This is a genomic window from Bradyrhizobium zhanjiangense (genome assembly GCF_004114935.1).
Taxonomy (GTDB): domain Bacteria; phylum Pseudomonadota; class Alphaproteobacteria; order Rhizobiales; family Xanthobacteraceae; genus Bradyrhizobium; species Bradyrhizobium zhanjiangense.
Genome location: NZ_CP022221.1, coordinates 6,794,633 through 6,815,002, shown reverse-complemented (window position 1 = coordinate 6,815,002; position 20,370 = coordinate 6,794,633). Strand labels below are relative to the sequence as shown.

The 20,370-nt window shown below is 64.3% G+C and carries 18 protein-coding genes; 14 read left to right on the top strand and 4 right to left on the bottom strand.

Annotated elements, in window-relative coordinates:
• Window positions 1-55: 55 nt before the first annotated feature.
• Window positions 56-742: a GntR family transcriptional regulator gene (locus XH85_RS32650; protein WP_128935151.1), complete on the bottom strand. Its 687-nt coding sequence runs from the start codon at window positions 740-742 to the stop codon at window positions 56-58.
• Window positions 743-919: 177 nt separating this feature from the next.
• Here XH85_RS32650 and XH85_RS32645 point away from each other — a divergent pair, with 177 nt between their 5' ends.
• The 4 genes from XH85_RS32645 to XH85_RS32630 all read left to right on the top strand — a co-directional run bounded on the left by XH85_RS32645 (window position 920) and on the right by XH85_RS32630 (window position 5,832).
• On the top strand, window positions 920-2,638 hold the full coding sequence (locus XH85_RS32645) for an IlvD/Edd family dehydratase (protein WP_128935150.1): 1,719 nt from the start codon (window positions 920-922) through the stop codon (window positions 2,636-2,638).
• A 61-nt stretch (window positions 2,639-2,699) separates the two neighbouring features.
• Window positions 2,700-3,707, top strand: coding sequence for a TRAP transporter substrate-binding protein (locus XH85_RS32640; RefSeq protein WP_128935149.1), 1,008 nt, complete (start codon window positions 2,700-2,702; stop codon window positions 3,705-3,707).
• A 209-nt stretch (window positions 3,708-3,916) separates the two neighbouring features.
• Window positions 3,917-4,495: a TRAP transporter small permease gene (locus XH85_RS32635; RefSeq protein ID WP_128935148.1), complete on the top strand. Its 579-nt coding sequence runs from the start codon at window positions 3,917-3,919 to the stop codon at window positions 4,493-4,495.
• The gene (locus XH85_RS32630) at window positions 4,492-5,832 is read left to right on the top strand and encodes a TRAP transporter large permease (RefSeq protein WP_128935147.1); all 1,341 of its coding nucleotides are present in this window, start codon (window positions 4,492-4,494) and stop codon (window positions 5,830-5,832) included. The genes XH85_RS32635 and XH85_RS32630 overlap by 4 nt, the downstream gene beginning before the upstream one ends.
• 17 nt (window positions 5,833-5,849) lie before the next feature.
• Here XH85_RS32630 and XH85_RS32625 read toward each other — a convergent pair whose 3' ends face one another.
• Entirely contained in the window at window positions 5,850-6,644 is a 795-nt protein-coding gene (locus tag XH85_RS32625; protein ID WP_164939969.1) for an enoyl-CoA hydratase/isomerase family protein, read from the bottom strand.
• 228 nt (window positions 6,645-6,872) lie between these two features.
• Here XH85_RS32625 and XH85_RS32620 point away from each other — a divergent pair, with 228 nt between their 5' ends.
• Window positions 6,873-8,093, top strand: coding sequence for an NAD(P)/FAD-dependent oxidoreductase (locus XH85_RS32620; protein WP_128935146.1), 1,221 nt, complete (start codon window positions 6,873-6,875; stop codon window positions 8,091-8,093).
• Window positions 8,094-8,260: 167 nt separating this feature from the next.
• On the opposite strand, the gene rbsK is transcribed toward XH85_RS32620, so the two are convergent.
• Both rbsK and XH85_RS32610 read right to left on the bottom strand, forming a co-directional pair.
• Complete coding sequence (gene rbsK / locus XH85_RS32615; RefSeq protein ID WP_128935145.1) at window positions 8,261-9,169, bottom strand: ribokinase; 909 nt, start codon at window positions 9,167-9,169, stop codon at window positions 8,261-8,263.
• An 18-nt stretch (window positions 9,170-9,187) separates the two neighbouring features.
• Window positions 9,188-10,081, bottom strand: coding sequence for a sugar kinase (locus tag XH85_RS32610; RefSeq protein ID WP_128935144.1), 894 nt, complete (start codon window positions 10,079-10,081; stop codon window positions 9,188-9,190).
• Window positions 10,082-10,300: 219 nt separating this feature from the next.
• On the opposite strand from XH85_RS32610, the gene XH85_RS32605 reads away from it, so the two are divergent.
• The 9 genes from XH85_RS32605 to XH85_RS32560 all read left to right on the top strand — a co-directional run bounded on the left by XH85_RS32605 (window position 10,301) and on the right by XH85_RS32560 (window position 20,285).
• Complete coding sequence (locus XH85_RS32605; RefSeq protein ID WP_128935143.1) at window positions 10,301-11,149, top strand: VOC family protein; 849 nt, start codon at window positions 10,301-10,303, stop codon at window positions 11,147-11,149.
• Between the two features lie 207 nt (window positions 11,150-11,356).
• Window positions 11,357-12,094 carry a TetR/AcrR family transcriptional regulator gene (locus XH85_RS32595; RefSeq protein WP_206732758.1) on the top strand — a complete coding sequence of 246 codons (738 nt, stop codon included), beginning with the start codon at window positions 11,357-11,359 and terminating at the stop codon, window positions 12,092-12,094.
• A 485-nt stretch (window positions 12,095-12,579) separates the two neighbouring features.
• On the top strand, window positions 12,580-13,389 hold the full coding sequence (locus tag XH85_RS32590) for an ABC transporter permease (protein WP_128935141.1): 810 nt from the start codon (window positions 12,580-12,582) through the stop codon (window positions 13,387-13,389).
• Window positions 13,390-13,463: 74 nt separating this feature from the next.
• Window positions 13,464-14,456, top strand: a complete 993-nt coding sequence (locus tag XH85_RS32585; RefSeq protein WP_164939970.1) for an ABC transporter substrate-binding protein — start codon at window positions 13,464-13,466, stop codon at window positions 14,454-14,456.
• A gap of 14 nt (window positions 14,457-14,470) precedes the next feature.
• Entirely contained in the window at window positions 14,471-15,301 is an 831-nt protein-coding gene (locus XH85_RS32580) for an ABC transporter ATP-binding protein (RefSeq protein ID WP_128937502.1), read from the top strand.
• A gap of 204 nt (window positions 15,302-15,505) precedes the next feature.
• Window positions 15,506-16,903 (top strand): enolase-like domain-containing protein, encoded by a 1,398-nt coding sequence (locus XH85_RS32575; protein WP_128935139.1) that lies wholly within the window; start codon window positions 15,506-15,508, stop codon window positions 16,901-16,903.
• Window positions 16,900-18,051 (top strand): Gfo/Idh/MocA family protein, encoded by a 1,152-nt coding sequence (locus XH85_RS32570; RefSeq protein WP_128935138.1) that lies wholly within the window; start codon window positions 16,900-16,902, stop codon window positions 18,049-18,051. Before XH85_RS32575 ends, XH85_RS32570 begins: the two co-directional genes overlap by 4 nt.
• Before the next feature lie 165 nt (window positions 18,052-18,216).
• On the top strand, window positions 18,217-19,422 hold the full coding sequence (locus XH85_RS32565) for a dihydrodipicolinate synthase family protein (protein WP_128935137.1): 1,206 nt from the start codon (window positions 18,217-18,219) through the stop codon (window positions 19,420-19,422).
• On the top strand, window positions 19,422-20,285 hold the full coding sequence (locus XH85_RS32560) for a sugar phosphate isomerase/epimerase family protein (protein WP_128935136.1): 864 nt from the start codon (window positions 19,422-19,424) through the stop codon (window positions 20,283-20,285). The genes XH85_RS32565 and XH85_RS32560 overlap by 1 nt, the downstream gene beginning before the upstream one ends.
• Window positions 20,286-20,370: the final 85 nt, after the last annotated feature.

Genomic DNA, 20,370 nt, shown 5'->3' with positions numbered 1-20,370 from the left:
GCTTGCGACGTTCCGGGGAGCGAATAAGGCTCGTTTCGTGGCGGGAAGCCCCCACCTAGAGCCCGGCCTTATCCTCAGCGATGCGCTTGAGATAATCCGACTTGCTGAACTGCATGTGGTCGACACACAGCTGCGCCAACGCCCAGCTGTCGCGGCCCTTGAGCAGTTCGATCATCAGCTCGTGCTGGCGCCGCGATTGTGCAAGACCCTCGCGGTCGGCGAGATTCTTTGCGCGCATCGGCAGCGTCAGGTTCATGTAGTGCTGGAGCGAGCGCACCAGATAGGGATTGCCGCAGGCCGAGAATAGCGCAAGGTGGAAGGCGTCGTTGGCCTCGTGAATGCCGCGCAGATCCTGCACATCCGCCTTCGCGCAATATTGCCGTTGCAGCGCGGAGAGTTCGTCGATCAGGGCTTGCGGCGCGGGCAGGGAGATCATCAGCGCGGCCTGCCGCGTCAGCATCTCCCGGACCTCGTAGATCTGCCGGACTTCCTCCGCCGAGTAGAACCTTACGGTGGCGCCGACGTTCTTCTCGCGGCGGACGATACCGCGCCGCTCGGCTTCCACCAGCGCCTGACGCACGAAGTGCCTGGAGGTGCCGTAGCGCGACATCAGCGCGTCCTCGGTGAGGCGCGCGCCCGGTGCGAGGCGGCCGAAGATGATGTCCTCTTCCAGGCGAGCGACGACGTCGTCCGGATCGTCGCGCCGGACCGGCATGCTGTCTGCAGTGCGAATGTCGGACATGCCCTCAGCCTCCCGGCGGTTGGCCGGCTTGTCCCTGTGGAGCAGGGGAAGCCTGGATTGTCAATAATTTGTGCCGCAAGGGATGCCAAAAGCCAGAAAGTGCGACAATATTGGCCAATCTTATTGACAATCGAGGGGCAGGCTGTACCACAATGGCAAGGTGAATGGAGTGGCACGATGACGAGTGGTTTGCGCAAGGGTCTGACGAGCTATGGCGATGCCGGCTTCTCGCTGTTCCTGCGCAAGGCGTTCATCAAGGCCATGGGCTATTCCGACGACGCGCTTGAGCGCCCGATCGTCGGCATCACCAACACCTATAGCGACTACAATCCCTGCCACGGCAACGTCCCGCAGATCATCGAAGCCGCCAAGCGCGGCGTGATGCTGTCGGGCGCCATGCCGTTCGTGTTCCCCACCATCTCGATTGCCGAGAGCTTTGCGCATCCGACCTCGATGTACTTGCGCAATCTGATGGCGATGGACACCGAGGAGATGATCCGCGCCCAGCCGATGGATGCGGTCATCGTGATCGGCGGCTGCGACAAGACGCTGCCAGCGCAGGTGATGGCGGCGATCAGCGCCGATTTGCCGACGGTGGTCATTCCAGTCGGCCCCATGGTGGTCGGCCATCACAGGGGTGAAGTGCTGGGCGCCTGCACCGACTGCCGCCGGCTGTGGGCAAAATATCGCGCCGGCGACATGGACGATGCCGAGATCGAGGCGGTGAACGGGCGCCTCGCGCCGTCGGTCGGCACCTGCATGGTGATGGGCACGGCCTCGACCATGGCCTGCATGATCGAGGCGATGGGCTTGTCGTTGCCGATGAGCGCGACGATCCCGGCGCCGCATGCCGAGCGTTTCCGTCTGGCGGAGGCGAGCGGCAAGGTGGCCGCTGAGATGGCGAAGACCAAGGGGCCGAAGCCGAGCGAGTTGCTGACGCCGGCGTCCTTCAGGAACGCGCAGGTCGTGCTTCAGGCGATCGGCGGCTCGACCAACGGCCTGATCCATCTGACCGCGATGGCGCATCGCTCGCCGCACCGGCTCGATCTCGAAGTGTTCGACCAGATCGGCCGCGAGGTGCCGGTGCTGGTCGATCTCAAGCCGTCCGGCGAACATTACATGGAGCATTTCCATCACGCCGGTGGCGTGCCGAAACTGCTGGCGCAGCTCGGTGATCTCGTCGACCTCGACGCCAGGACCATCACCGGCCAGACCCTGCGTGATATCGCGGCGAATGCAGAGGACGTGCCCGGCCAGGACGCGATCCGTCCACGCGACAATCCGATCAAGACGGAAGGCGGTCTTGCCGTCCTGCACGGCAATCTCGCGCCGCGCGGTGCGGTGATCAAGCAGTCGGCCGCGAGTCCAAAACTGCTGCAGCATACCGGGCGTGCGGTGGTGTTCGAATCCGTCGAGGATATGACCCTGCGCGTCGACGATCCCGATCTCGACGTGAATTCCGACGACGTGCTGGTGTTGCGCAATGCCGGCCCTAAGGGTGCGCCGGGCATGCCCGAGGCGGGCTATCTGCCGATCCCGAAGAAGCTGGCGCGCGGCGGCACCAAGGACATGGTGCGCATTTCGGATGCGCGCATGAGCGGCACCGCGTTCGGCACCATCGTGCTGCACATCACACCGGAATCCGCCGTCGGCGGGCCGCTGGCGCTGGTGCGGAACGGCGACATGATCCGCCTCGATGTGGCCAAGCGCAGCATCGAGCTGATGGTCGATGCGGCCGAGCTGGAGCGGCGGCGCGCCGCGTTGAAACCGACCGCAGCGCCCGAGGAGGCCCGGCGCGGCTACGCCTGGCTGTTCAACGAGACCATCATGCAGGCCGACGAGGGCTGCGACTTCGATTTCATGCAAGGGACTGGGAAGAAGACCGAGAAGGGCTGATCAAGACTCGAACGAGCGCTCAGACCGCACAAGCGGCGGGCGATAAAACAGGGGGGAAACGATGATTGCGCGATCCACGCCAAGATTCTTACATGGGTTGGCGGCCATGGCCGCCGTGCTGTTCGTCACGGAGGCCGGGGCACAGGAGGTGAAGCATTATCGCTTCGCCTATGACCAGCCCCGCAACACCGGCTATTCCATCGCGGGCGACCTCTTTGCCGAGAAGCTCAAGGAATTGAGCAAGGGCACCATGATCATCGACCAGTATCCGGGCGCGCAGCTCGGGCAGGAGCCGCAGGTGCTCCAGCTCGTGAAAGCTGGCGACGTCGAATTCTCGATCATCTCCTCGGCCAACACCGCGACGATCTCGCCGCAGGCCGGCGTGATGTCGCTGCATTATTTGTTCCGCGATGAGAACCACGTGATCAAGGGGCTGGCCGATCCCCGCGTCTTCGAAGCGCTCAGGACCATGATCGACGAGACCACGCAGGGCCTGCACGTCATCGCGACGGGATCGCAGGGCGTGCGCCATATGTACTCCAAGAAAGAGATCCACAACGTCGGCGACGTCAAGAACCTGAAGGTCCGGGTGCAGGCCACCGCGACCGAGGACACCATGTTCCCCGCCTATGGCGCCCAGACCGTGCACATGCCGTTCGGTAGCGTCTACACAAGCTTGCAAACCGGCGTGGTCGACGCCGCCGAGAACAGCATCAACGTCTACCTCGTCAACAAGCATTACGAGGTCGCGCCCGTCCTCAACATCACCGAGCACGAGGCCAACAACGCGCTGGTGTTCGTCTCCGACAAGCTCTGGCAGAGCCTGTCGGCCGAGCAGAAGGGGTGGGTGCAGATGGCGGCCAACGAGATCAGCACCAAGGAGCCGGCGAAAGCGTTCGAGCTTGAGCGAACCGCGGCTGAGAAGCTGAAGAAGATGGGCGTCAAGCTCGTCCAGGACGTCGACAAGAAGAGCTTTACGGCGATCGCCGATCCCTATCTCGACAAGCTCGCCAAGGAGCTCGGCCCGCATGCCGAGAAGATCAAGGATTTGATCCGGTCGATTAATTGACGTGGTGCCGGAAGTCGGTGCGCTCCCTCTCCCGCTTGCGGGAGAGGGTAGGGGAGAGGGTGTCTCCTCGGAGAGACTCCCAATGGGGCAGAGCCCTCACCCGGCGCTCCGCGCCGACCTCTCCCACAAGCGGGAGAAGTTCAGACAACCCACAGCCACCGACTCAACTAAATCGTTCCGCACCACGTCGGAACGACGGGGGACATTGAATGGCCATCGCCGACAAACTGCTCGTTCAACGCCAACGCCACCTGAAATGGCGCGCGCTCGACTGGCTCGAACTTGCGCTGATGATCCTCTGCGGCTTGCTGTGCTTTGGCTTCTCACTGTCGGTGACCGCCGACATCATCACCCGCACCATCGGCCATCCCTGGCTGTGGCTGCAGGAGGTGACGTCGACGCTGTTCATCTACGCGATCTTCATCGGGACGGCGGCCGCGACCCGGCGCAACGACCATCTCTATCTCACCGCGATCTCCGAGGCGATGCACGGCACCTCGCGGCTCATCGTCGAGGTGATCATCCGCCTCGTCGTGCTCGGCGTCGCCTTCTGCCTGATCTGGTACGGTTACCAGAATTATCTGCGCGGCTTCGGCAGCTTTCGTCTGCCGTCGGGCACGCCGATCGCCTCGCTCTATGCGATCATTCCGCTGTCGGGCGTGCTGATCGGCCTGTTCACCATCGAGCAGCTCGTCAATGGCCTGCGCAACGGCTTCGATCACCCCGAGCCGCCGGATGAGGATGCGGAGCCGATCGCCGCTGCCGCACAGATGGGGGTGCAGCCGTGAGCGCACCCATCGTCCTGGCCTTAATGACGGCCTGCTTCCTGTCCTTCGGCTATCTCGGCGTGCCGGTGCCGTTTTCGCTGATGGCCGGCGTCTTCATCGGCGCGCTCCTGTCGGACGTGTCGCTCGCCGCGATCATCCAGAAGATCTTTGACGGCGTCGATTCCGAGGCGCTGCTGGCGATCCCGTTCTTCCTCCTGGTCGGCGAGCTTATGAGCTCGGCCAATGTGGTGGTGCGAATAGCCAACCTCTCGGTGTCGCTGGTCGGACATATCAGGGGCGGGCTGTCGCAAGTCGTGGTGGTCTTCAGCATGTTCTTCTCGGAGATGTCGGGCTCGACCACCGCCGACGTCGCCGTGATGAGCCGCGCGCTGGGTGGGCCGATGAAACGCGAGGGCTATGAGCCCGCCTTCATCGCCGCCATCATTGCCTCTGCCTCCACTATCGCCGCCTTAGTGCCGCCGAGCATCACCGCGGTGGTCTATGGCGCGGTCGGCAACGTCTCGATCGCCGGCCTGTTCATGGCGGGCGTGGTGCCGGGCCTGATGATCGGCTTCGGCCTGATGATCTACTGCTACTTCTTCGGCCCCTCCGGCTTGCGCAAGCCGCGCGCGCCGCTGCGACAGGTGGTGTTCGCCGCGGGCGATGCCGCCCTGCCGCTGATGATCCCCGTGATCCTGCTCGGCGGCATCCTGACCGGCTGGTTCACACCGACGGAAGCCGGCGTCGTCGCCGTGGTCTGGATCGTCCTGGTCGTGATCCCCGCGCTCAATCGCGGGCACTTCAGGAAAATCCCTTATGATTTCTGCCTCGCGGGCCTGATCTTCTCGCTGCCGCTGATCACGATCGGCGCCGCCAACGCCTTCGGCTGGATGCTCGCCTATTTGCGCGGGGCGACCTACATCGCCGAGTGGATCACCTCGATCGCCGGGAACGACCCGCATTTGATCATGCTGTTGATGGTGCTACTTTTCACCATCGTCGGTGACTTCATCGAGCCGGTGCCGACCATCATCATCTTCATGCCGCTGGTCAACGCGCTGACGGAGGCCGGCGAGATCAACGCCGTGCACATGGGTGTGGTGCTGATCGCGACGCTCGCCTTCGGCCTGATCACGCCGCCTTATGGGCTGGTGCTGCTGATGGCGTCGAAATTCGTCGGCATCAGTTTTGCCAAGGCCTTGCGGGCGGCGTTGCCGATCTATCTGGTATTCCTCGCGACCATCGCGTTTGCAATCTATTTCCCGAGCGTGGTGCTGTGGCTGCCGCGGCACGTGCTCCCCGAGTCGGTCGGCTGCTTCAAGTCGCCGGCCGGCACGGGCTATATCTGTCCGCAGTAGGCCTGCTCGAGTGAACGCTACTTGCCCTTGCTGGTGAACTTCTTCACGGCGGTGCGGAACGCCTCCGTGTTCATTGCCATGATGATCTTGTGCTCCTCGGCATCTAACTGCTGCTTCACCGGCATGGTCGCGGCCTGGTAGACCAACGACTTTGTGCCGGCGATCGCCGCCGGTGGGTTCTGCGCCAGCCGTTCGGCGAGTTGCCGCGTCGCCGCCTTCAGCTCCGCGGCAGGAACGACTTTGGCGACCAGACCCCAGTCGTGGGCCTGCTGCGCGGTAAAATTATCCTCGGCCAGGAAGACCTGCAGCGCGCGGCGGGAGCCGACCGTGCCGACGATGCCGACCGTCGAGCCGCCATCCGGCGACACGCCGATCTTGGCATAGGCCGGCGTGAACTTGGCGTCGTCTGCGGCGATGCAGAGATCGGTGACGAAAGCGAGCCCCATGCCGGCGCCGGCGGCCGAACCGTGCACGCTGGACAGCGAGATCTTTGGCATACGGCGGAGGATCTCGATGAAGGCGTGATAGTGCTTGAGCAGTTCGCCGACGACAGGTGTTACCGTGCCCGCTTCGGCGGCAGCACCGATCGTCTGCAAATCGCCGCCGGCGCTGAAGGCGCGGCCTTCACCCTCGAGGACGACGACGCGGATGCTGTCGTCGCCTTCGATTTGGGACGCGAGCTGTTCGAGCCTCTGCGCGATGGCGAGGTTGATGGAATTGAACGCGGCGGGGCGGTTGAGCGTGATGGTCGCGATCGGGCCATCGATCCGCAGCAGGGCAGGATCATCGGGCTGGGAGACGGGAGCTGGCATCTTGAAATCCCCGGCAAGAGGTTCGTTGCTGCAACTAAATCGCAGAAGGCGAGGGGTGACAATCCCCGTCCGCCGCTCTTGCGTTGGGCGGAACGATAGGCTCAAATGGGCCCGCCTTCGCCAAGGGACGGACACGAGCGCCGGCTCCTCGTAAGGCCAGCAAATCAAAATCAGCGAGAGAGGAGACGACATGGGTCACGCTCGTGTCTCCGGAAGTGGGCTGTTGCAATGACGGATGGTCCGGTGATCATTGTCGGTGCCGGCCATGGCGGCTACCAGGTCGCGGCATCCCTGCGCCAGGCGGGCTTTTCGCAGCGCATCTGCCTGATCAATGACGAGGCGCATCTGCCTTATCAGCGGCCGCCGCTGTCCAAGGCCTACATCAAGGGCTCGGCCGGGCCGGAGAGCCTGATGTTCCGCCCTGAGAAGTTTTACCACGACCAGACCATCGAGCTGATCGCCGGCCGCGCTGTGTCGATCGACCGGGCGGGGCGCAAGCTGCATCTCGCCTCGGGCGAGGCGCTGCCCTACGGCCACCTCGTGCTGGCCACGGGCGCGCGCAACCGCCTGCTCGACCTGCCCAACGCCAATCTGCCCGACGTGAAATACTTGCGCATCCTCGACGAGAGCGAGGCACTGCGCCAGATCATCCCGTCGAAGACACGTGTCGTGGTGATCGGCGCCGGCTTCATCGGCCTCGAATTCGCCGCCACCGCGCGGATCAAGTGCCTCGAGGTCGACGTGCTCGAGCTCGCCCCGCGCGTGATGGCGCGCGCGGTGACGGCTGAGGTCTCGGAGTATTTTGAGGCGCGGCATCGCGAGGCCGGCATCCGCATTCATCTCGGTGTGCAGGCAACCAGCATCGAGGCGGAGGGCGGCAAGGTCACCGGCGTCTCCTTGAGCGACGGACGGCATCTGCCCGCCGATCTCGTCGTGGTCGGCGTCGGCGTGCTGCCGAATATCGAGCTTGCCGCAGAGGCAGGGCTGCCGGTTGCCTCCGGCATCATCGTCGACGAATATCTTGCGACGGCTGATCCCAATATCTCCGCGATCGGTGATTGCGCGCTGTTCGCAAGCCCGCGCTTCGGCGGCTCGCTGCGGCTGGAATCGGTGCAGAACGCCACCGATCACGCCCGCTGCCTCGCGGCGCGGCTGACCGGCGACCGAAGGCCCTATGACGGCCATCCCTGGTTCTGGAGCGACCAGGGCGAGGACAAGCTCCAGATCGCCGGTCTCACCACCGGCTATGACCGCGTCGTGCTGCGCGGCGATCCCGCCAAGAAGGCGTTCTCGGCGTTCTGCTACCACGGCGACAAGCTGCTCGGCATCGAATCGATCAACCGCGCCGGCGACCACATGTTCGGCCGCCGCTTGCAGGCCATGGATCGCTCGATCACGCCGGAGCAGGCCGCCGATGAGAGTTTTGACCTGAAGAGCGCGCTGGCTTGAGTCTCTTCTCCCTCGCCCCGCTTGCGGAGACAGGGTCGGGGTGAGGGGGACTTTCCGCGGGGACGGTGATAGCTGGGCTCGCGGAGATTCCACCTCACCCGGATTGCATCTTCGATGCAATCCGACCTCTTCCCGCAAGCGGGGCGAGGTGATGAAAGCGCTCCGTCTTACGAGACCGCAGCCACTTCCTTCGCCGTCGGCATCGACGGCCCGGCGCCCATCCGCTGGACGCTGATCGAAGCGGCGGCGTTGGCAAAGGTGAGCGCGTCGCGCAAGGCCGTGCCATCGGCGAGGCGCGCCGCGAGCGCGCCGACGAAGCAGTCGCCGGCGCCTGTGGTGTCGACCGCCTGCACCGCGCGCCCCGGCACCGAAATCTCCTCGCGCCCCGCCAGTGCGAGCACGCCGCGCCTGCCGAGCGTGACGCAGATGGTCTGGTCCGGCCGCGCCTGAAGCTGCCGTGCCACCTCGATGATCCGCGCGGCCTCGTCGCCGTCGGAGAGCTCGGTGCCGGCGAGGAAGCCGAGCTCGGTCTCGTTCAGCACGAGGATGTCGACCAGCGCGAGCAGCTCGCCGGGCATGCTTTGCGCCGGCGCCGGGTTGAGCAGCGTCATGGCTCCGGCGGCGCGTGCGCGCTGGAAGAACGCGGCAATCGCCGGCAGCGGAATTTCGAACTGGCTGACCGCGACGTCGCCGTCCAGCAGCGGCACGACGCTGACGTCATCGGCGTCGACCAATGCATTGGCGCCGGGGATGACGACGATGGTGTTGTCGGCCTCCGCCACCGTGATGATGGCCGTGCCGGTGTGCGCAGCGGTCGTCTCCTGGAGATAGCCGAGATCGATGCCCTGACTGCGCAGGAAAACCTTAAGCTCAGCTCCGAAGGAATCCTTCCCCAGCCGCCCGATCAGCGTGGTCCTGGCACCGAGCCGCGACGCCGCCACCGCCTGGTTCGCGCCCTTGCCGCCCGGGAAATACAGCACCTGGCGGCCGGCGATGGTCTCGCCGACCTTGGGATGGCGATCGGCCGTCGCCACTACATCCATGTTGATGCTTCCGGCGACGAAGACGCGCCCCATGACACACCCTTCCGAACGCTAGACCCTGACCTCGAATTCGTGCCTGACCTTGGCGATGTCGACGAGCGTCGGCAGGCCGGCCTCGTTGCCGAGGCGCTGGATCTTGTAGGTCGATGCGGCGCGGGCAAAATCAAAATGCTCGCGCCAGCTTTTGCCGGGATGGGCGAGGTAGGAATAGACATAGGCGCCGTGGAAGACGTCGCCGGCGCCGTTGGTGTCGATCACGCGCTCGCGCGGGATCGGCATCGCCGGCATCACCTGCACCGTCCCGGTCTCGTCATACCAGAACAGGCCCTTCTCGCCCATGGTGACGCCGCCGATCTTGCAGCCGCGGCTCTTGAGGTAATCGAGCATTTTCTCCGGCGTCAGGTCCATCTGCTCGCACAGCCGCTCGGCGACGATGGCGACGTCGATATATTCCAGCAGCTCGTGGGTATTGGTGCGCAGCCCGCCGCCGTCGAGCGAGGTTAAGATGCCGGCCTCGCGGCACACCTTGGCATAGTGGATCGCCGCATCCGGCTGGTGGCCGTCGACGTGCAGCGCGCGGCAGCCACCGAGATTGAGCATCGGGAACGGATGGATGTGCTCGTCGTCGCGGCAACGGACGATGGCACGCTTGCCGTCCTTGGGCATGATGAAGGAGAGCGAGGACTGCTTCACCTTCCGCGCGTGCAGCGAGATCGCGTATTTTGCGCACATGTCCTGGAACATCCGCCCCAGCCAGTCATTGGCGGCGGTGGCGATGAGATCGGGCACGATGCCGAGCTTGGCGCAGCAGAACGCCGCCGTCACCGCGTTGCCGCCGAAGGAAACCGCGTAGTCCGAAGCCACGTGCTTCTCGTCGCCGGTCGGCATGTGGTCAGTGATGAAGACGACGTCGATATAGGTCTGTCCGATGAAGAGAGCCTGCATTGCTTGTCCGTGATGCGCTTGTGGTCCCGGCCGGCACGCCTACTCTAACACCGGTTCCGCCGAGGGATCGCTGAAAATATTCGCAAGACTGCCGCCCGAAGCGCTTGAGGTCAGCATGGTGGGGGAATACGACCATGACAGGGAAATGCCAAGCCCGGACAAACGCCGTTTTTCGGCCTTGGTTCCGGGTCGACAAGGGGCGGTCAAAAAGGGGGGAAGATGATCACCGGCCTCGATCACGTCGTCGCTCTGGTCAGGGATATCGGTGCGGCCAAGGCGGCCTATCAGACGCTGCTCGCCCGCGCGCCGGCCTGGCAGAATTCCGGCGAAGGCGCTGACCGGGTGCTGTTCACCCTCGACAACATGACGATCGAATTGATGGCGCCGAGCGGCTTCAGCGTCAGTGCCGACCGCATGCGCGCGCTGCTCGACGACCAGGAGGGCGTGCTCGCCAGCCTGTGCTTTCGTGTCGCAGACATGAGCAAGATGCACCGCCGGCTGGAGCGCGTGGCGTTGAGGCCGGATCCGGTTGCGGAGGTCGAAAGCAGCGATGCCGCATCCGATGCGGTGCTGCACTGGAAGCGCACGCGTGCCGCCACGGAGCTCACGCGCGGCGTGCGCATGTTCTTCCTCGAGCTCGCCGATGAGCGGCCCAAGTCGGTCGCGACCGACATCGCACCGATCGACGCGCTCGATCACGTCGTGATCACGACGGAGGATTCCGAGCGCGCCGCCGCGCTCTATGGCGCGCGGCTCGGGCTCGATCTTGCGCTCGACCGCTCCCACCAGGATTGGGGCCAGCTGATGTTCTTCCGCTGCGGCGATCTCATCGTCGAGGTGGTGCGCCGCCCGGTGGCGGGCGGCGATCCCGCGCACGACCGGCTCTGGGGCCTGAGCTGGCGCGTCGCCGACATCGACGCCAGCCGCGCCCGCCTCATCGCTGGCGGCCTCGACGTCTCGGAGGTCCGCAACGGCCGCAAGCCGGGCACGAGGGTGATGACAGTGCGGAACGGCACCTGCGGCATCCAGACCGTGCTGCTGGAGCGCTCGCCGAAGCCGGTGGAGTAGGGAGCCGGTCTTTCCGTCGTCATTGTGCGGATGCGACGAAGACTCCCGTAGGGTGGGCAAAGCGGAGCGTGCCCACGTTTTGGCGACTTGATGAAAGACGTGGGCACGGCGCAAACGCGCCTTTGCCCACCCTACGAAGCTGCCTGCTTAGCTTCCGCCGTCGCCCTCGCAATGACGAAACTATGCGGCGGCCCGGCCGCGTGTTACATGCATACCGGCAGCACCCAGCGAGCAACCGGTTTGAAGGCAAAGCGAACTCTGAAATGGCAGCGCGACCCTGAGGGGATGCGGCTGCGCATTCTCGAAGCCGCCAAGCAGGAATTCTCCGCCCATGGCCTCGCCGGCGCGCGCGTCGACCGCATCGCCGCCAAGGCCGGCGCCAACAAGCGCATGCTGTACTATCACGTCGGCAACAAGGACGAGCTCTATCTCACCGTGCTCGAAGGCGCCTATGACAAGATCCGCAGCGAGGAGCGGGGGCTCGACCTCGAACATCTCGACCCGCCCGAGGCCATCCGCCGCCTGATCGAGTTCACCTGGAATTACTTCCTGCGCAATCCCGAATTCCTGTCGCTGCTGCAGACCGAGAACCTCGCGCGCGCAAAGCACCTGAAGCGCTCGACCAAGGTCAAGTCGATGCACTCGCCCTTCGTCGAGATGATCCGCACCGTGGTGCGGCGCGGCGTCGACAGTGGCGATTTCCAGGTCGCGGTCGATCCGGTGCAGCTCTACATCTCGATCGCGGGACTCTGCTTCTTCTACCTCTCCAACTCGGCGACGCTCAGCGTGATCTTCGGCCGCGATCTGCTCGCCAAGGACGCCAAGGACGAGCGCCTCGCGCACATGGTCGGCCTCGTGCTCGCCGCCCTGACGGGGCAGTCCGCCGCGCTGTTCGAGCTCGCCAAGGCGCCGAAGTCGCGCGCGAGCGTGGTGCAGACGGTTTAGCGCTGCGGTTCGCGCGCTGGTCGACGTCGCGCCAGCTGTTTCCTCAATCTCCGCCGTCATTGCCCGCGCAGGCGGGCAATCCCGTATTCCAGAGGCGGTTGAGATTGAACCCATAAGCCGCGGCGTACTGGATTCCCCGCCGGAGCCTGTCATCGGGCTCGCCGAAGGCGAGACCCGGTGGCGGGGAATGACACCGAGAGTGCGGCGCGAATATGCCTCCTCATCGTCGTCCCGGCGAAGGCCGGGACCCATACCGCGTGAACTCTCGGCTGTGTTTAGTGCCAATCCCGAACGACCAGCCTTCGCCAAATTTCCCCCTGTGGCTATGGGTTCCGCCTTCGCCGGGACGACACTGCTGGTTTGGCGAGCTGCATGATCCCAAACGCCCGGAACCCGCCGCAAAACGTCACAGGGAAAGGGCTGGACAGTATTTATCCAACGGGTTAATTTCTCCCCGTAACGAAGAAGAATGCCGGGAGTGAGACGTGGCTGAGTTGAAGCCGCAGAGTGCGGTGTCCAAGATGCTGAATGCGGCCTGGGTTCGGCCGTTCTTGTTCCTGGTCTTCATCGTGGTCGCCTGGGATCTCGCAATCCGGCTGTTCAAGATTCCCGCCTACCAGATCCCGTCGCCGGCCGATGTCGTCGCGGTGCTGCGCACTGAATGGCCGGAGCTCTTGCGCCAGTCGTGGCCGACCACTTATGCGACCGTCTGCGGCTTCCTGCTGTCGGCGCTGTTCGGAATTCCCGTCGCCATGCTGATCGCGGGGTCGAAGACGGTGGAGAGCTACGTTTATCCGCTGCTGGTGTTCTCGCAGTCCGTGCCGAAGATCGCGATCGCGCCGCTGTTCGTGGTGTGGTTCGGCTTCGGCATCATCCCGAAGGTGATCTCGGCCTTCCTGCTCGGCTTCTTTCCTGTGGTGGTGTCGGCCGTGCAGGGCTTCAAGTCGGTCGATCCTGACATGGTCGATCTCGCCCGCGCCATGCAGGGCAGCCGCTTTCAGGTGTTCCGCGCGGTGAACCTGCCGCATGCGCTGCCGGCGATCTTCTCCGGTCTCAAAGTCTCGGTGACCCTTGCCGTGGTCGGCGCCGTCGTCGGCGAGTTCGTCGGCTCCAATTCCGGCATCGGCTACGTGATGCAGCGCTCGATCGGCACCTTCGATCTGCCGACGATGTTTGCGGCCCTCGTGATCCTGGCGCTGCTCGGCGTGGTCCTGTTCTGGATCGTGGACCGCATCGAGAAGCTGATCATCCCCTGGCATGTCAGCCAGCGCGAAGACGTGATTTTCGCCTCTTAAGTATTTTCAGGCGCTGAAGTGAAGCAACGAGCGGCCGCCAACGGTCGACGCAATAAGGGCAAGGGAGAGTGACAATGAAGCGGTGGATAGGAATCGTCTCGGCGGCGCTGATGGTGCTTGCGGCGATGCCGGCGCAGGCGGCCGACAAGGTCGTGCTGATGCTGAACTGGTACGTCTATGGCGAGCACGCGCCGTTCTATTACGGCAAGGCCAAGGGCATCTACGCGGCCGAGGGCATCGATCTCGAGATCCAGGAAGGCCGCGGCTCGGCTGCGACAACGCAAGCCGTCGCCGCCAAGACTGCGGATTTTGGTTATGTCGACGTTCCCACCATGATGCGCGCCGCGATCAAGGGCGCGCCGGTGGTTGCGACCGGCGTGCTGCTCCAGACCAGCCCGATGTCCGCGATGGGCTTCGTCGACAAGAACATTAGGAAGCCGGAGGACATCAAGGGCAAGACGGTGGCGATCACGCCGGCCGATTCCATGACCCAGATCTGGCCGCTGTTCCTGAAGAAGACCGGCCTGAAGGAGAGCGACTTCAAAACAGTCGCCGGAGATGGCCAGACCAAGCTCAACGCCGTCATCAATGGCCAGGCTGATCTCCTGCTCGGCTACGTCATGGACCAGTCGATGAAGATCAAGGACGCCACCGGCAAGGACGTCTATCCGATCAAGTTCGCCGATTACGGCATCAACATGGTTTCGTCAGGCATCATCGCCAACACCGACTATGTGAAGGCCAATGCCGATCTGGTCCGCCGCTTCATGTCGGCGACGACCAAGGCGGTCGAAGCCGCCGAGAAGGAGCCGAAGGCCGCGGCGCAGTCGATCCTCGATGCCAACCCGAAGGGCGGCAAGATCGATACGCTGACCCAGGGTTTTGAGCTGACCATCCCGCTCTACCGGACCGCGGAGACCAAGAGCAAGCGGCCGTTCCAGGTGACTGACCAGAACATGAGCGAGACCGTCAATCTGCTGGTCGAATATGGCGGCCTCGACGCCAAGGCCAAGGAGAACCCGAAGGCGTTCTACACCAACGATTATCTGCCGAAGAGTGGCTCGTGAAATCAGCGACCGTAATGAGCGAAACCGTGCAGCCGGCCGCGCATCTGAGACTGGTGAGCGACCGGGCTGCCGGCGATGCGTCGGGCATCAAGCTGTCCGGCGTGTCAAAAACCTACCGGACGCGCGACGGCGATGTGCCGTCGCTACGGCCGCTCGATTTCCACATCAACGACGGCGAGTTCTTCGTCGTGGTCGGCCCAAGCGGCTGCGGCAAGTCCACGCTGCTCAAGCTGATCTCGGGATTGCTGCCGCCGACCACGGGCGAGGTCCTGGTCGAGGGCGAGAAGGTGACGAAGCCGCACGGCAATGTCGGCATCGTGTTCCAGAACGCGTTGCTGCTGCCCTGGCGCAACATCCTCAACAACGTGATGCTGCCGATCGACATGAAGCGGCTGCCGCGGCAGCAATATCTCGATCGCGCCAAGTCGCTGCTGAAGCTGGTCGGGCTCGAAGGCTTCGAGAAGAAGCTGCCTTGGCAGCTCTCCGGCGGCATGCAGCAGCGCGCCTCGATCTGCCGCGCGCTGGTGCACGATCCCAAGATCATGCTGATGGATGAGCCGTTCGGCGCGCTCGATGCGCTGACGCGCGAACGTATGAATGTCGAATTGATGCGGATCCAGCGCGAGACCAAGAAAACGGTGCTGTTGATCACGCATTCGATTCCGGAGGCCGTGTTCCTCGCCGATCGCGTGCTGGTCATGACCGAGCGCCCCGGAGCGGTCGCCGCGATCTACGACGTGCCGCTGCCGCGCCCGCGCTCGCTCGACGTGATGGCCGATCCTGTTTTCACCGAGCTCGTGCAGCGCATCCGCAAGCATTTCTTCTCACAAGGTGCATTGGACTAAGGGCAATGCGATTGAGTCCGGCTGCAACCGCGGCGACGGTGCGCTCCCTCCCCCGCCTGCGGGGGGGGGTTGGGGAGAGGGTGTCTCCGCAGCGGGAAACGCCCAAGAGGAGAGAACCCTCACCCGGCGCTGCGCGCCGACCTCTCCCGCAAGCGGGAGAGGTGCACCGCGCCCGCGGCCACACCTCCGGAGCCAAGTAGCACCATGGCGCCGCGCCTGAAGTTGCGAGACATCGCCTTCTTCGAACGTCCCGTGCAGTTTGCGCGGCCGTTCCGCTTTGGCGCGATTACCATCAACGCGACGCCGCAGCTGTTCGTGCGGGCCGAGATCGAGGTCGAGGGCAGGGGCGTTGCAGTTGGCGCCAGTGCGGAACTGCTGGTGCCAAAGTGGTTCGACAAGCGCCCGGAGCTGTCGCCGGCGCAGACGGTCGATGGCCTGCGTCGCTCGCTCCAGATCGCACGCGGTCTTTATCTGGCGCGGACTGGATATCTGACGGCGTTCGATCTGCATGCCGCGTGCATCGGTGCGCAGGTTGCGACTTGTGCGAAGAAGGACATTCCCTCGCTTGCAGCGGCTTACGGTCCAGCCGAGATCGACAAGGCGATCCTCGATGCGCTGCTGCGCGCTGCCGAGACCAGCTTTTTCGACGGGATGGCCGCTAACATCGCGGGCATCGATGCGCGGCTGTCGCCTGACCTGAGCGAGAGGGACATCAGGACGTTTCTCTCCGGCCGGACGCGGCTGGAGCGTGTTGCCATCAGGCATACCGTCGGACTTGATGATGCGGTGGAAGGTGAGGGCGGTGTTGCCGATCCCCGCGAGAACGCCGGTGCTCGCTATTTCAAGCTCAAGCTCTCGGGAGATCCCGCAGTCGATGCGGCGCGGCTGGCGCGGATCGGCAAGGAGCTCGAGACGTTGGGACTTGATTACAAGGTGACGCTCGATGCCAACGAGCAGTACGCCGATCTCGCCGCGCTGCAGGCGCTGATGGCTCGGCTCGATCATGACGCCGCGTTGCGGCCGATCGCCAAGCGCCTGCTCTATGTCGAGCAGCCGATGCCGCGCGACATCACAAGGCAGTCGCCGTTGGGCTCGCTGGCCACACGTGGCTTCATCATCGACGAAGCGGATGATTCCTATGACGCCTTCCGGGCAGCGCGGGCGCTCGGCTATCGCGGCATCTCATCGAAATCCTGCAAGGGCCTCTACAAGTCCATCGTCAACGCCACGCGGGCGACGAAATGGAGCGCGGAAGGCGAGACGTTCTTCGTGACCGGTGAGGATTTGACCTGTCAGGCAGGCCTTGCCGTGCAGCAGGACCTCGCGCTCGGCGCCCTGATCGGCGTCACCCACGCGGAGCGGAACGGCCATCACTATGTCGACGGTTTTGGCGACATGCCCGCCGCTGAAGCGCAGGCCTTTGCGGCCGCGCATCCCGATCTCTACGTCGATGCCGGACAGGGCATCCGGCTGTCCATTCACGACGGCGATCTCCTGACGGGATCGCTTCATGCTGCGGGCTTCGCCACCTCGGTCCATCCGGACTGGTCGGCGCTCCGCCCGTTCGAACAGCCAAAATCACTTCAGGAGCAATTGTCATGACCACCCAGCGCCTCGGCCTCATCATGAACGGCATCACCGGCCGCATGGGGCTCAACCAGCATCTGATCCGCTCGATCGTCGCGATCCGCGAGCAGGGCGGCGTCCGCTTGAAGAACGGCGACCGCGTCATGCCCGATCCGATCCTGGTCGGCCGCAGCGCCGAGAAGGTCGAAGCGCTCGCCACGCGCTACAACATCACGCGCTGGACCACTGATCTGGATGCCGCGCTCGCCGATAAGAACGACACCATGTTCTTCGACGCCGCGACCACGCAGGCGCGCCCTGGTCTTTTGACCCAGGCGATCAATACCGGCAAGCACGTCTATTGCGAGAAGCCGATCGCGACGAATTTCGAGGAGGCTGTCGAGGTCGTGAAGCTCGCCAATGCCAAGGGCGTCAAGCACGGTACGGTGCAGGACAAGCTGTTCCTGCCCGGCCTGAAGAAGATCGCCTTCCTGCGCGACTCCGGCTTCTTCGGCCGCATCCTCTCGGTGCGCGGCGAGTTCGGCTATTGGGTGTTCGAAGGCGGCTGGCAGGAGGCGCAGCGGCCGTCCTGGAACTACCGCGACGAGGACGGCGGCGGCATCATTTTGGATATGGTCTGCCACTGGCGCTATGTGCTCGACAACCTGTTCGGAGAAGTCGAGAGCGTGAGCTGCATCGGCAACACCGATATTCCCGAGCGCTACGACGAGCAGGGCAAGAAATACAAGGCGACCGCGGACGACTCGGCTTACGCGACGTTCCAGCTCAAGGGCGGTGTCATCGCCCACATCAACATGTCCTGGGTAACGCGGGTCTATCGCGACGACCTCGTCACCTTTCAGGTCGACGGCACGCTGGGCTCGGCGGTCGCAGGGCTCACCGACTGCATGATCCAGGCGCGGCAGGCGACGCCCCGTCCGGTGTGGAATCCCGACGAGAAGCGGCTGCACGATTTCTACGGCGACTGGCAGAAGATGCCCGACAACGTCTCCTACGACAACGGTTTCAAAGAGCAGTGGGAGATGTTCATCCGTCACGTCTACGAGGATGCGCCCTATAAGTTCACGCTGCTCGAAGGCGCCAAGGGCGTGCAGCTCGCCGAATGCGCGCTGAAGAGCTGGAAGGAGCGGCGCTGGATCGACGTCGCCCCGATCAAGGCCTGAGGTCTATTGGATAAGCCCCGATGTCTACTAAGCCGTCATTGCGAGGAGCCCGCGACAAAATTGCGAAGCAATTTTGCGCTGGCGACGAAGCAATCCAGACTGTTGCCGCGGAGGCATTCTGGATTGCTTCGCTTCGCTCGCAATGACGAGGAGAGGTTCGAAGTCATGAACAAGCCCGTCCAGCCCAAGCCTGTCCCTTCAATGTCGTCATTGTCGCTAAAATTGCCGAAGGCCGACCGGTCGATCGAGACCTATCGGCTCGCGGCCTCGCGCACGTTCCCCGCAAAGCTCGAGGGGCCGCTCAACCGCATCGCCTTCTCGGCCGTGCACACGGTGGCCGATCCCTTCGCGGACAATGATCCCTGGCTTTCGGTCGCTGTCGACTGGGACAAGACCATCGCCTTCCGCGAGCACGTCTGGGACCTCGGCCTTGGCGTCGCCGAAGCGATGGATACCGCGCAGCGCGGCATGGGGCTGGACTGGCCGACCTCGCTGGAGCTGATCACGCGATCGGTGTCTGCCGCAAAGCGCCGCAACGCGCTGGTGTTCTCCGGAGCCGGCACGGACCACCTCGCAGTCGAGGATGCCAAGAGCCTCGACGACGTGATCCGCGCTTATGAGGAGCAGATCTCGGCAGTCGAGAAGGTCGGCGGCCGCATCATCCTGATGGCCTCGCGTGCGCTCGCCAAACTCGGCCGCAACGCCGACGACTACGCAAAGGTCTACGACCGCGTGCTGTCGCAGGTTCGGGAGCCCGTGATCATCCACTGGCTCGGCGACATGTTCGATCCGGCGCTGACGGGATATTGGGGCACCAAGGATCTCGACAAGGCGATGGATACGGCCACGGCCATCATCAACGGCAACGCCGCCAACGTTGACGGCGTCAAGGTGTCGCTGCTCGACAAGCAGCGTGAGATCGACATGCGCCGCCGGCTCGACAAGCGCATCAAGATGTACACCGGCGACGATTTCAACTATGCAGAGCTGATCGCCGGCGACGATCAAGGCTTTTCGCATGCGCTGCTCGGCATCTTCGATGCGATCGCGCCGGCAGCCTCCTATGCGCTGTCGCGGCTGGCAGCCGGCGACGAAGCCGGCTTCCATGACGTGCTGGGGCCGACCGTGCCGTTGTCGCGCCACATCTTCAAGGCGCCGACGCGCTTCTACAAGACGGGCGTGGTGTTCATGGCGTATCTCAACGGCCACCAGGACCACTTCACCATGGTCGGCGGCCAGGAGAGCGCGCGCTCGATGTTGCATCTGGCCGAGTTGTTCCGTCTGGCCGATCAGGCCGGCCTGCTCGCCAATCCGGAACTGGCGACACAGCGGATGAAGACTGTGCTGGCCTCGCACGGACTGGAAGACTGATGCGCGATTTTTCGTCCGACCATCGCTGGCTGTCGCTGAACACGGCGACGGTCCGCAAGCAGGGTGACCTCGTCGAGATCATTGAAGCTTGTGGCAGGCAAGGCATCCGCGCCATCGATCCCTGGCGCGACCAAGTTGCCGCCGTCGGTCTCGACCGTGCCGCACGCGCGGTGCGCGATGCCGGCCTTGATCTCTCGGGCTATTGCCGCGGCGGTATGTTTACTTCGGATGCGTCGCGTCGGAGCGAAGTGCGCGACGACAACCGCCGCTGCGTCGATGAAGCCAAGGCGCTCGGCGCGCCCTGCATCGTGCTTGTCGTCGGCGGCCTGCCGCAATATTCGCGGCCGGGCAGCGAGGCGTCGAAGGACATCGCCGCAGCGCGGGGGCAGGTCGAGGAAGCGCTCGCCGAGATGCTCGACTACGCCAGACAGGCAGACCTGCCGCTGGCGATCGAGCCGTTGCATCCGGCCTATGCAGCCGACCGCGCCTGCGTGAACACCACAAAACAGGCGATCGACATCTGCGACCGGCTCGACCCCGGCCGCAGCGGCATGCTCGGCGTCGCGCTCGACGTCTATCACATCTGGTGGGACCCGGAGCTGATGGGGCAGATCGCGCGCGCCGGCCAAGATCGCCTGCTCGCCTTCCACGTCTGCGATTGGATGGTGCCGACCAAGGACATCCTCAACGACCGCGGCATGATGGGCGACGGCGTCATCGACATCAAATCGGTGCGTCAAGCGGTCGAAGCGCAGGGCTTTGCCGGCTATTCGGAGATCGAAATCTTCTCCAATGACTGGTGGGCCAAGCCGATGGACGAGGTGCTGCGCACCTGCATCGCGCGACATAAGACGGTGGTGTAAAGCGTTTTCGAGCGAAGTGGATATTCGAGCGAAGTGGATACCGGTTCAAAACAAAAATCTAGAGCGCCGGTTCTGATTCAATCAG